This window comes from Streptococcus sp. 596553 (genome assembly GCF_900411395.1).
In the GTDB taxonomy this organism is placed as follows: Bacteria; Bacillota; Bacilli; order Lactobacillales; family Streptococcaceae; genus Streptococcus; species Streptococcus mitis_BA.
In genome coordinates, this window is the sequence record NZ_OXCQ01000005.1 from 115,817 (window position 1) to 127,549 (window position 11,733).

The 11,733-nt window shown below is 42.8% G+C and carries 10 protein-coding genes; 9 read left to right on the forward strand and 1 reads right to left on the reverse strand.

What is annotated here, in order from left to right; all coding sequences use genetic code 11:
• Positions 1-224: 224 nt before the first annotated feature.
• A complete protein-coding gene (locus DSY56_RS06730) occupies positions 225-317 on the reverse strand; it encodes a type I toxin-antitoxin system Fst family toxin (protein WP_000970382.1) in 93 nt (30 codons plus the stop codon).
• Positions 318-450: 133 nt separating this feature from the next.
• Here DSY56_RS06730 and ruvB point away from each other — a divergent pair, with 133 nt between their 5' ends.
• From ruvB to DSY56_RS06780, 9 genes are all read left to right on the forward strand, one after another.
• Complete coding sequence (gene ruvB / locus DSY56_RS06735) at positions 451-1,449, forward strand: Holliday junction branch migration DNA helicase RuvB (RefSeq protein WP_112444615.1); 999 nt, start codon at positions 451-453, stop codon at positions 1,447-1,449.
• Positions 1,430-2,002 (forward strand): nucleotidyltransferase family protein, encoded by a 573-nt coding sequence (locus DSY56_RS06740; protein ID WP_112444617.1) that lies wholly within the window; start codon positions 1,430-1,432, stop codon positions 2,000-2,002. Before ruvB ends, DSY56_RS06740 begins: the two co-directional genes overlap by 20 nt.
• 345 nt (positions 2,003-2,347) lie before the next feature.
• Complete coding sequence (locus DSY56_RS06750) at positions 2,348-3,106, forward strand: isoprenyl transferase (RefSeq protein WP_112444619.1); 759 nt, start codon at positions 2,348-2,350, stop codon at positions 3,104-3,106.
• Positions 3,107-3,114: 8 nt separating this feature from the next.
• Positions 3,115-3,918 (forward strand): phosphatidate cytidylyltransferase, encoded by an 804-nt coding sequence (locus DSY56_RS06755; protein ID WP_112444621.1) that lies wholly within the window; start codon positions 3,115-3,117, stop codon positions 3,916-3,918.
• Between the two features lie 21 nt (positions 3,919-3,939).
• Complete coding sequence (gene rseP / locus DSY56_RS06760; protein WP_112444623.1) at positions 3,940-5,199, forward strand: RIP metalloprotease RseP; 1,260 nt, start codon at positions 3,940-3,942, stop codon at positions 5,197-5,199.
• Between the two features lie 12 nt (positions 5,200-5,211).
• Complete coding sequence (locus DSY56_RS06765) at positions 5,212-7,065, forward strand: proline--tRNA ligase (protein ID WP_112444625.1); 1,854 nt, start codon at positions 5,212-5,214, stop codon at positions 7,063-7,065.
• A gap of 98 nt (positions 7,066-7,163) precedes the next feature.
• Positions 7,164-8,543, forward strand: a complete 1,380-nt coding sequence (gene bglA, locus DSY56_RS06770; RefSeq protein ID WP_112444627.1) for a 6-phospho-beta-glucosidase — start codon at positions 7,164-7,166, stop codon at positions 8,541-8,543.
• Between the two features lie 191 nt (positions 8,544-8,734).
• Positions 8,735-10,543 carry a glutamine--fructose-6-phosphate transaminase (isomerizing) gene (gene glmS / locus DSY56_RS06775; protein ID WP_112444629.1) on the forward strand — a complete coding sequence of 603 codons (1,809 nt, stop codon included), beginning with the start codon at positions 8,735-8,737 and terminating at the stop codon, positions 10,541-10,543.
• A gap of 118 nt (positions 10,544-10,661) precedes the next feature.
• Entirely contained in the window at positions 10,662-11,711 is a 1,050-nt protein-coding gene (locus DSY56_RS06780; protein ID WP_112444632.1) for an LLM class flavin-dependent oxidoreductase, read from the forward strand.
• The last annotated feature ends 22 nt before the right edge of the window (positions 11,712-11,733 follow it).

Consider the following 11,733-nt stretch of genomic DNA (forward strand, 5'->3'; position numbering starts at 1 on the left):
GTTTACTAAATCAAAATTTCTATGAAATTGATAGAATCCCTAATTTTCTCTTAAACTTGAAAGTCTTGTTGTAAAGCGGTTAAAGCTTGAGAAGCTGAGGATGTAAAGTTTTGACAAATTTTGTGAACTATGGGATAATAAAATGGAATTAAGTATTGTGTCTATATCATAGGCTAGAAAAGACCCCAAGCTCACGACCAAATAAGCTTGGGGTCTTTTTGACACTATTTGTCCTTGTTTAGCCATTTATCGACTAATCGAAGAACGACACCGACCACAATTGGTCCGATGATAGTTTTGAGTACTAATTCCATCATGGGCTATCTCACCTCCTTTCGTAGGCGGTGTAGCAGTGCCGTAGAATATTAGACCACATAAGTGCTAAACTCGGGAGTCGCCCAATTAGGTGGCTTTTTTGTTTATGGCTTGGATTTTTGATATAATAGAGCCATGAATAGAATTTTAGACAATGAGATAATAGGGGACGAGGAGTTAGTAGAACGCACGCTCCGTCCTCAGTACTTACGTGAATATATTGGACAGGATAAGGTCAAGGACCAGCTCCAAATCTTTATCGAAGCTGCCAAAATGAGAGATGAAGCGCTGGATCATGTCCTCTTATTTGGACCTCCAGGTCTGGGGAAAACGACCATGGCTTTTGTTATTGCCAATGAATTGGGAGTAAATCTCAAGCAGACTTCGGGTCCAGTCATTGAAAAAGCCGGTGATCTGGTAGCGATTTTGAATGACTTAGAGCCTGGGGATGTCCTTTTTATTGATGAGATTCATCGCTTGCCCATGTCGGTGGAAGAGGTGCTTTATAGTGCTATGGAGGACTTCTACATAGATATTATGATTGGGGCTGGTGAGGGTAGTCGCAGTGTTCATTTGGAGTTGCCACCTTTTACCTTGATTGGTGCGACGACTCGGGCTGGTATGCTCTCAAATCCACTACGGGCACGTTTTGGGATTACAGGTCATATGGAGTATTATGCTCATGCTGACTTGACGGAAATTGTTGAGCGGACGGCAGATATTTTTGAGATGGAAATCACTCATGAGGCAGCATCTGAGTTGGCCCTACGTAGTCGTGGGACCCCTCGTATTGCCAATCGTCTCCTCAAGCGCGTGCGCGATTTTGCCCAGATAATGGGAAATGGGGTTATCGATGATCTTACTACCGATAAGGCTTTGACTATGCTGGATGTTGACCATGAAGGTCTGGACTATGTGGATCAAAAAATCCTTCGCACCATGATTGAGATGTACGGTGGTGGCCCTGTTGGTCTAGGAACTCTTTCTGTTAACATAGCAGAAGAGCGTGAGACAGTTGAAGACATGTATGAGCCTTACTTGATTCAAAAAGGTTTTATCATGCGGACGCGGTCTGGACGGGTGGCGACTGCTAAGGCATATGAGCATTTAGGGTATGAATATATTGAAAAATAAGGCTGAAATTTTAGACTCTTTCAGAGAAAATCCGGATATGATGGCTATTTTGACTATCATCCGAGATTTTGGCTTAAAAGACTCATGGTTGGCAGCGGGTTCTGTCAGAAATTTTATCTGGAATCTCTTGTCAGACAAATCCCCTTTTGACTGTGAAACAGATGTAGATGTAATTTTCTTTGATCCAGATATTTCTTATGAGGAAACCTTGTCCCTAGAGAAAAAGCTGAGAGAGGACTTTCCTCAGTACCAGTGGGAATTGAAAAATCAAGTCTATATGCACCAGCACAGCCCTCATACTGCTCCCTATAGCAGTTCCCGTGATGCTATGAGTAAGTATCCAGAACGATGTACGGCTGTTGGATTACGCTTGAATGAAGAATCCGTTTTGGAACTCTTTACTCCATACGCTTTGGAGGATATTTTGAATTTTCAAGTTCGTCCAACTCCTCATTTCTTAGAAAATGAAGACCGAATGGAACTTTATCGAACACGTCTATCCAAGAAAAATTGGCAGGAGAAATGGAAAAATTTGATTTTAAAAAATACTTAAGGAAACTTTAAGCTAGGAAGTGTATACTAAGTTCATAAGTTAAGAAGACCTTAACTTAAACTCCTAAAACTTTTTCATAATAATCTCCCTATAAAAAATAGAGTCGCCCAATCAGGCGGCTTATTTTTTTGAAAAATGGGCTTTGTGCCTGAGAATAATACTCAATGAAGATCAAAGCGCAAACTAGGAAGCTAACCGCAGGTTGCTCAAAACACTGTTTTGAGATTGTAGATAGAGCTGACGTGGTTTGAAGAGATTTTCGAAGAGTATAAATAGCTTAGTGATAGAAGAAAATGGGGAAATATGGTATAATGAAACGATAGATTTTTGAATAGGAATAAGATCATGTTTGGATTTTTTAAGAAAGATAAGGCTGTGGAAGTAGAGGTTCCGACACAGGTTCCTGCTCATATCGGCATCATCATGGATGGCAATGGCCGTTGGGCTAAAAAACGTATGCAACCGCGAGTCTTCGGACACAAGGCGGGCATGGAAGCATTGCAAACTGTGACCAAGGCAGCCAACAAACTAGGCGTTAAGGTTATTACGGTTTATGCTTTTTCTACGGAAAATTGGACCCGTCCAGATCAGGAAGTCAAGTTTATCATGAACTTGCCAGTAGAGTTTTATGATAATTATGTTCCAGAACTACATGCGAATAATGTTAAGATTCAAATGATTGGGGAAACGGACCGCCTGCCTAAGCAAACCTTTGAAGCTCTGACTAAAGCTGAGGAATTGACTAAGAACAACACAGGTTTGATTCTTAATTTTGCCCTCAACTATGGTGGACGTGCTGAGATTACACAGGCTCTTAAGTTGATTTCCCAGGATGTTTTAGATGCTAAAATCAACCCAGGTGACATCACAGAGGAATTGATTGGCAACTATCTCTTGACCCAGCATTTGCCTAAGGACTTACGAGACCCAGACTTGATTATCCGTACTAGTGGAGAATTGCGTTTGAGCAATTTCCTTCCATGGCAGGGAGCCTATAGTGAGCTTTATTTTACGGACACCTTATGGCCTGATTTTGACGAAGCGGCCTTGCAGGAAGCTATTCTTGCCTATAATCGTCGTCATCGCCGATTTGGAGGAGTTTAGGAGGAAATATGACCCAGGATTTACAGAAAAGAACCTTGTTTGCAGGGATTGCCCTGGCTATTTTCCTACCAATTTTAATGATTGGGGGCCTCTTGCTTCAGATAGCAATCGGAATCATAGCCATGCTAGCCATGCATGAACTTTTGAAGATGAGAGGTCTAGAGACCATGACGATGGAGGGCCTCTTGACCCTCTTTGCAACCTTTGCATTGACCATTCCCTTGGAGAATTACCTGACTTTTTTGCCAGTTGATGGGAATGTGGTTGCCTATAGTGTTTTGATTTCAATCATGTTAGGAACGACCGTTTTTAGCAAGTCTTATACGATTGAGGATGCGGTTTTCCCTCTTGCTATGAGTTTCTATGTGGGCTTTGGTTTTAATGCTCTATTAGATGCTAGAATTGCAGGTTTAGATAAGGCACTATTAGCCTTGTGTATTGTTTGGGCAACAGACAGTGGTGCCTATCTTGTTGGGATGAACTATGGGAAACGAAAATTAGCACCAAGGGTATCGCCTAATAAAACTCTTGAAGGTGCCTTGGGTGGTATTTTAGGTGCTATTTTAGTAACCATCATCTTTATGATAGTTGACAGTACAGTCGCTCTGCCGTATGGAATTTACAAGATGTCAGTCTTTGCTATTTTCTTTAGTGCGGCTGGACAATTTGGTGATTTACTAGAAAGTTCGATCAAACGTCACTTTGGTGTCAAGGATTCTGGGAAATTTATCCCAGGACATGGTGGTGTTTTGGATCGTTTCGATAGTATGTTGCTTGTATTTCCAATCATGCACTTGTTTGGACTCTTTTAATCAAAAGACGGAGGAAACACTATGCTCGGAATTTTAACCTTTATTCTGATTTTTGGGATTATTGTGGTGGTGCACGAGTTCGGACACTTCTATTTTGCTAAGAAATCAGGAATTCTAGTGCGTGAATTTGCCATTGGCATGGGACCCAAGATCTTTGCTCATATTGGCAAGGATGGAACGGCCTATACTATTCGAATCTTGCCTCTGGGAGGCTATGTTCGTATGGCTGGTTGGGGCGATGATACGACTGAAATCAAGACAGGTACTCCTGTCAGTTTGACACTTACTGACGATGGTAAGGTTAAACGCATTAATATTTCAGGTAAAAAGTTGGATCAAACGGCCCTCCCTATGCAGGTGACTCAGTTTGACTTTGAAGACAAGCTCTTTATCAAGGGCTTGGTTCTGGAAGAAGAAAAAACATTTGCAGTGGATCACGATGCGACGGTTGTGGAAGCAGATGGAACTGAGGTTCGGATTGCACCCTTAGATGTTCAATACCAAAATGCGACTATCTGGGGGAAACTGATTACCAACTTTGCAGGCCCTATGAATAACTTTATCTTAGGGGTCGTTGTTTTTTGGATTTTAATCTTTATGCAGGGTGGTGTCAGAGATGTTGACACTAATCAGTTTCATGTCATGCCTCAAGGGGCCTTGGCTAAGGTAGGAGTACCAGAAACGGCACAAATTACCAAGATTGGCTCACATGAGATTAGCAACTGGGAAAGTTTGATTCAGGCTGTGGAATCAGAAACCAAAGATAAGACAGCCCCGACCTTGGATGTGACTATTTCTGAAAATGGTAGTGACAAACAAGTCACTGTTACTCCGGAAGAAAGTCAAGGCCGTTACCTTCTAGGTGTTCAACCGGGGATTAAGTCAGATTTTCTATCTATGTTTGTAGGTGGATTTACAACTGCTGCTGACTCGGCCCTACGAATTTTATCAGCACTGAAAAATCTGATTTTCCAACCGGATTTGAACAAGTTGGGTGGACCTGTTGCCATCTTTAAGGCAAGTAGTGATGCTGCTAAAAATGGAATTGAGAATGTCTTGTACTTCTTGGCAATGATTTCCATCAATATCGGGATTTTTAATCTTATTCCGATTCCAGCCCTGGATGGTGGTAAGATTGTGCTCAATATCCTAGAAGCTATCCGCCGCAAACCATTGAAACAAGAAATTGAAACCTATGTCACCTTGGCCGGAGTGGTCATCATGGTTGTCTTGATGATTGCTGTGACCTGGAATGACATCATGCGACTCTTTTTTAGATAATCGAGGAATATTATGAAACAAAGTAAAATGCCTATCCCAACGCTTCGCGAAATGCCAAGCGATGCTCAAGTTATTAGCCATGCTCTTATGTTGCGAGCTGGTTATGTTCGCCAAGTCTCAGCAGGTGTTTATTCTTACTTACCACTTGCCAACCGTGTGATTGAAAAAGCCAAAAATATCATGCGCCAAGAATTTGATAAGATTGGTGCCGTTGAGATGTTGGCTCCTGCCCTTCTTAGTGCAGAATTGTGGCGCGAATCAGGTCGTTACGAAACTTATGGTGAGGACCTTTACAAACTAAAAAACCGTGAGAAATCCGACTTTATCCTAGGTCCAACACACGAAGAAACCTTTACAGCTATTGTTCGTGATTCTGTTAAATCTTACAAGCAATTGCCACTTAACCTTTATCAAATTCAGCCCAAGTATCGTGATGAAAAACGCCCACGTAATGGACTTCTTCGTACACGTGAATTTATCATGAAAGATGCTTATAGCTTCCACGCTAACTATGATAGTTTGGATAGTGTTTACGATGAGTACAAGGCTGCTTATGAGCGTATTTTCACTCGTAGTGGCTTAGACTTCAAGGCTATCATTGGTGACGGTGGAGCCATGGGTGGTAAGGACAGCCAAGAATTTATGGCCATTACACCTGCTCGTACAGACCTTGACCGCTGGGTTGTCTTGGACAAGTCAGTTGCCTCATTTGACGAAATTCCTGCAGAAGTGCAAGAAGAAATCAAGGCAGAATTGCTTAAGTGGATGGTTTCTGGTGAAGATACCATTGCTTACTCAAGTGAGTCTAGCTATGCTGCTAACTTGGAAATGGCAACAAACGAGTACAAACCAAGCAACCGTGTTGTCGCTGAAGAAGAAGTGACTCGTATTGCAACACCAGATGTTAAATCAATCGATGAGGTTGCAACCTTCCTTAACGTTCCAGAAGAACAAACGATCAAAACCCTCTTCTACATGGCAGATGGAGAGCTTGTTGCGGCCCTTCTAGTTGGAAATGACCAACTCAACGAAGTCAAGTTGAAAAACCACTTGGGAGCAGATTTCTTCGACGTTGCTAGCGAAGAAGAAGTGGCGAATCTTGTTCAAGCAGGATTTGGTTCACTTGGCCCAGTTGGTTTGCCAGAGAATATTAAAATTATTGCAGATCGTAAGGTGCAAGATGTTCGCAATGCAGTTGTCGGTGCTAACGAAGATGGCTACCACTTGACTGGTGTGAACCCAGGCCGTGATTTTACTGCAGAATATGTGGATATCCGTGAAGTTCGTGAGGGTGAAATTTCCCCAGACGGGCAAGGTGTCCTTAACTTTGCGCGTGGTATCGAAATTGGTCACATCTTTAAACTCGGCACTCGCTATTCAGCAAGCATGGGAGCAGATGTTTTGGATGAAAATGGCCGTGCTGTGCCAATCATCATGGGATGTTACGGTATCGGTGTCAGTCGTCTCCTTTCAGCAGTGATGGAGCAACACGCTCGCCTCTTTGTTAACAAAACGCCAAAAGGTGAATACCGTTACGCTTGGGGAATCAACTTCCCTAAAGAGTTGGCACCATTTGATGTGCACTTGATTACTGTTAATGTCAAGGATGAAGAAGCGCAAGCCTTGACAGAAAAGCTTGAAGCAAGCTTGATGGGAGCTGGTTACGAAGTCTTGACAGATGACCGTAACGAACGTGTCGGTGTTAAATTTAGCGATAGCGACTTGATTGGATTGCCAATCCGTATCACTGTTGGGAAGAAAGCAGCCGATGGCATCGTAGAAGTGAAGATTAAAGCGACTGGTGACACCATCGAAGTTCATGCAGATAACTTACTTGAAACGCTTGAAATTCTCAGCAAGAAATAAAAACTATAATCAGAAGAAAAACAAGGAAAAAATGTAACTAGTTTTTACCTTGTTTTTTCTGTATAATGGGAAAAATGAGTAGATAAAGAGGTAAATGTATGCTAAGATTTCCAAAGGATTTTGTCTGGGGATCCTCTACTTCTGGGCCGCAGACAGAAGGACGTATAGCTGGTGACGGTAAGGGAGATAATCTCTGGGATTACTGGTTCCAAGTGGAGCCAAATCGCTACTATAATGGAATTGGTCCAGATAAAACATCGACCTTTTATGAAAATTGGGAACAGGATATCGACCTCTTGTTAGAAACTGGTCACACGGCCTTTCGGACTTCTATTCAGTGGTCACGGATTTTTCCACAAGGGCGTGGGGAAGTCAATGCTCAAGGTGTGGATTTCTATCGTAAGGTTTTTGAGGCTATTAAGGACAAAGGGATTCGTCTTTTAGTGAATCTTTATCATTTTGATTTACCTTTTGCCCTTCAAGAAGATGGTGATGGTTGGGAAAATAAGGCGACTGTCTCAGCCTATGAAGACTATGCTCGTTTTTGTTTTGAGACCTATGGAGATTTAGTGGATCAATGGATTACCTTTAACGAGCCCATCGTTCCTGTAGAATTTGGCTATTTTTACGATGCCCATTATCCACATAAGGTGGATGCAGAGGCAGCCGTTAAAGTAGCTTATCATACACAATTGGCTAGCAGTCGGGCGGTTAAGGCTTGTCATGAACTTTTGCCAGATTCCAAGATTGGGATTGTCTTAAACTTGACACCGGCTTATCCACGTAGCCAGCATCCTGCTGATGTCAAGGCTGCTAGTATTGCGGACCTTTTTCAGGCCCAATCTTTCTTAGATCCGTCTGTTTTGGGGACTTATCCACAGGAGTTGATAGAAATCTTGCATGAACACGGTCTCTTGCCTGATGCTACGGAGGAAGAATTGGAAGTCATTCGTGACAATACAGTGGATTTCCTTGGTGTCAACTACTATCAGCCTTTGCGTGTTATGGCACCTCGATTTGCTAAGAATCCAGAGAGTCCTCTTTTGCCAGAACATTTTTACGAGCCTTATATAATGCCTGGACGTAAAATCAATCCTCATCGTGGCTGGGAGATTTATGAGCAAGGGATTTATGACATCGCCCAAAATATCAAGGAAAATTATGGCAATATTGAGTGGATGTTGACTGAGAATGGTATGGGTGTTGAAGGAGAGGAAAAATTCCGTCAAGATGGAATGATTCAAGATGATTACCGTATTGACTTTGTAAAAGGTCATCTGCGTGAACTTCACCGTGCCATTGAAGACGGAGCCAACTGTAAAGGATACTTAATCTGGACCTTTATCGACTGCTGGTCATGGCTCAACAGCTATAAAAATCGCTATGGTTTGGTCGAATTAGACTTGGAAACGCAAGAACGTCGTCTGAAGAAATCAGGGCACTGGTTCAAGGAATTAAGCGATAATAATGGATTTTAAAAAGGACTCTGACTGATTATCCTAATTGGTCAGAGTTTTTTGCTTACAGAAGCTTAATTTGAACTATACCAATTTTTACTCTTGACAAGTGAAAGAAACAAGTATATACTGTTTTTGCTGATTCTATAAAAGAGGAATTAGACTATACCAATTTTAAGGAGAAAGCACAGCTTGCCTGTGTCGTATATACTATGTGTGGAATTGTTGGTGTTGTTGGAAACACAAATGCAACTGATATTTTGATTCAAGGGCTTGAAAAGCTCGAATACCGTGGATATGATTCTGCGGGGATTTTTGTCCTAGGTGGTGCTGAAAACCACCTAGTCAAGGCTGTTGGTCGTATTGCAGAATTGTCTGCTAAGACAGCTGGTGTTGAGGGTACAACTGGTATCGGACATACTCGTTGGGCGACTCACGGGAAACCAACGGAAGACAATGCTCACCCACACCGCTCTGAGACAGAACGTTTTGTCTTGGTTCACAATGGAGTGATTGAGAACTACCTTGAAATCAAGGAAGAATACCTTTCAGGTCACCACTTCAAAGGGCAAACAGATACGGAAATCGCCGTTCACTTGATTGGAAAATTTGCGGAAGAAGACGGTTTGTCAGTTCTTGAAGCCTTCAAAAAAGCCCTTCATATCATCCGTGGTTCTTATGCCTTTGCCTTGATTGACTCTGAAAATCCAGATGTTATCTATGTAGCGAAGAATAAATCACCACTTTTGATTGGTCTTGGAGATGGCTACAACATGGTCTGCTCAGATGCTATGGCTATGATTCGTGAAACCAACCAGTACATGGAAATTCATGACCAAGAGTTGGTAATCGTCAAAGCTGATAGCGTCGAAGTGCAAGACTATGATGGCAATAGTCGTGAACGTGCTAGCTACACTGCTGAGCTTGACTTGTCTGATATCGGTAAGGGAACTTATCCTTACTACATGCTCAAGGAAATCGATGAGCAACCAACAGTGATGCGTAAGTTGATCCAAGCCTACACAGATGAGGCTGGTCAAGTTGTCGTAGACCCAGCAATCATCAAGGCTGTTCAAGACGCAGACCGCATCTACATCCTTGCAGCTGGAACATCTTACCACGCAGGATTTGCTTCTAAGAAGATGCTGGAAGAATTGACAGATACACCAGTTGAACTTGGAATCTCATCTGAGTGGGGCTACGGTATGCCACTTCTCAGCAAGAAACCACTTTTCATCTTTATCAGCCAATCTGGTGAAACAGCGGATAGCCGTCAGGTTTTGGTTAAGGCTAATGAATTGGGAATCCCAAGCTTGACAGTGACAAACGTACCAGGTTCAACTCTTTCTCGTGAAGCTAACCATACCATGCTCCTTCATGCAGGTCCTGAAATTGCGGTAGCATCAACTAAGGCTTATACAGCGCAAATTGCAGCCCTTGCCTTCCTTGCAAAAGCAGTTGGTGAAGCAAATGGCAATGCCAAAGCGCAAGTCTTTGACCTGGTTCATGAATTGTCAATCGTAGCTCAGTCTATCGAATCAACTCTTTCAGAGAAAGAAACCATTGAAGCTAAGGTTCGTGAGCTTCTTGAAACAACTCGTAACGCCTTTTACATCGGACGTGGTCAGGATTACTATGTAGCCATGGAAGCAAGTCTCAAACTTAAAGAGATTTCTTACATCCAGTGTGAAGGCTTTGCGGCAGGAGAACTCAAGCACGGAACTATTGCCTTGATTGAAGAAGGAACGCCTGTTTTGGCCCTCTTGTCGGATCCAGTCCTTGCCAACCATACTCGTGGAAATATCCAAGAGGTGGCAGCCCGTGGTGCCAAAGTTCTCACTATCGCAGAAGAAAATGTTGCTAAAGAGACAGACGACATCGTTCTTACGACCGTCCACCCTTATCTCTCACCAATCTCAATGGTTGTTCCAACGCAATTAGTCGCTTACTTTGCAACACTCCACCGTGGCCTCGATGTGGACAAACCACGTAACCTTGCCAAGTCAGTAACGGTAGAATAATCTAAAAAAGTCTAGTTATCTAGGCTTTTTCTTGTGAGCAAATCGGTTGCTTGTACTTAAGATTCGTGTTAGAATAATTTTTCAAATTAAAGGACAGAGGTAGACAGGGAGAATCACAATGGTAGAATTGGGAATTTCAACATTTGGGGAAACAACGGAGCTTGAAGGGACTAGACAAACTTACAGTCATGCCGAACGTATTCGCCAGTTGGTGGCAGAAATTGAACTGGCTGACAAGGTTGGTTTGGATGTATATGGGATTGGTGAGCACCATCGAGCGGATTTTGCGGTATCTGCGCCAGAGATTGTCCTGGCAGCTGGGGCAGTCAATACCAAGAAAATCCGTTTGACCAGTGCAGTCAGCATTCTCTCGAGCATGGATCCGATTCGTTTGTTCCAACAGTATGCCACTATCGATGCTTTGTCAAATGGACGTGCAGAGATTATGGCTGGAAGGGGTTCTTTCACGGAATCTTTTCCCTTGTTTGGATATGATTTGAAAGACTACGAAGCCCTCTTTGATGAGAAATTAGACTTGCTTCAGTTAGTCAATGAAAAGACCAAGCTAGACTGGAAAGGGCGATTGACCCAAACACTCTCTGGCAAAGAAGTCTATCCTCGTCCAGTTCAGGACAAATTACCCTTGTGGATAGCGACAGGTGGTCATGTCGAATCAACAGTGAAGATTGCTCAGGAAGGCCTACCGATTGTCTATGCCATTATTGGTGGCAACCCTCGTTATTTTAAAAAGTTGATTCAGGCTTATCGTGAGATTGGGAGCGAAGCGGGTTATGCTAGCCAGGAACTAAAGGTTGGAGCTCATTCTTGGGGTTGGATTGCTGAAGATAGCGAGCAGGCTGTAAAAGATTATTTCCATCCGACCAAGCAAGTGGTGGATGCAATTTCCAAAGACCGTCCACACTGGCATGAATTGAGTTATGAGCAATATTTGGAGCAAGTTGGGCCAAATGGTGCTATGTTTGTGGGAAATCCAGATCAGGTGGCAGAAAAATTGATTCGCATGATTGAGGATTTAGATTTGGACCGTTTCATGCTCCATCTACCGCTTGGTTCCATGCCTCATGACCAAGTCCTGAGAGCTATTGAACTCTTCGGCACGCAAGTGGCTCCAAAAGTACGGGCTTATTTTGCCATGAAAGAGGCTTAATAAAAAATCCTAATCAGGCTGA

Excerpts from the sequence above, each read along its gene's own strand:
- DSY56_RS06750 (WP_112444619.1), top strand. The coding sequence starts at position 2,348 with ATGTTTGGATTTTTTAAGAAAGATAAGGCTGTGGAAGTAGAGGTTCCG.
- glmS (WP_112444629.1), top strand. The coding sequence starts at position 8,735 with ATGTGTGGAATTGTTGGTGTTGTTGGAAACACAAATGCAACTGATATT.
- rseP (WP_112444623.1), top strand. The coding sequence starts at position 3,940 with ATGCTCGGAATTTTAACCTTTATTCTGATTTTTGGGATTATTGTGGTG.
- DSY56_RS06780 (WP_112444632.1), top strand. The coding sequence starts at position 10,662 with ATGGTAGAATTGGGAATTTCAACATTTGGGGAAACAACGGAGCTTGAA.
- bglA (WP_112444627.1), top strand. The coding sequence starts at position 7,164 with ATGCTAAGATTTCCAAAGGATTTTGTCTGGGGATCCTCTACTTCTGGG.
- ruvB (WP_112444615.1), top strand. The coding sequence starts at position 451 with ATGAATAGAATTTTAGACAATGAGATAATAGGGGACGAGGAGTTAGTA.
- DSY56_RS06740 (WP_112444617.1), top strand. The coding sequence starts at position 1,430 with ATGAATATATTGAAAAATAAGGCTGAAATTTTAGACTCTTTCAGAGAA.
- DSY56_RS06730 (WP_000970382.1), bottom strand. The coding sequence starts at position 317 with ATGATGGAATTAGTACTCAAAACTATCATCGGACCAATTGTGGTCGGT.
- DSY56_RS06765 (WP_112444625.1), top strand. The coding sequence starts at position 5,212 with ATGAAACAAAGTAAAATGCCTATCCCAACGCTTCGCGAAATGCCAAGC.
- DSY56_RS06755 (WP_112444621.1), top strand. The coding sequence starts at position 3,115 with ATGACCCAGGATTTACAGAAAAGAACCTTGTTTGCAGGGATTGCCCTG.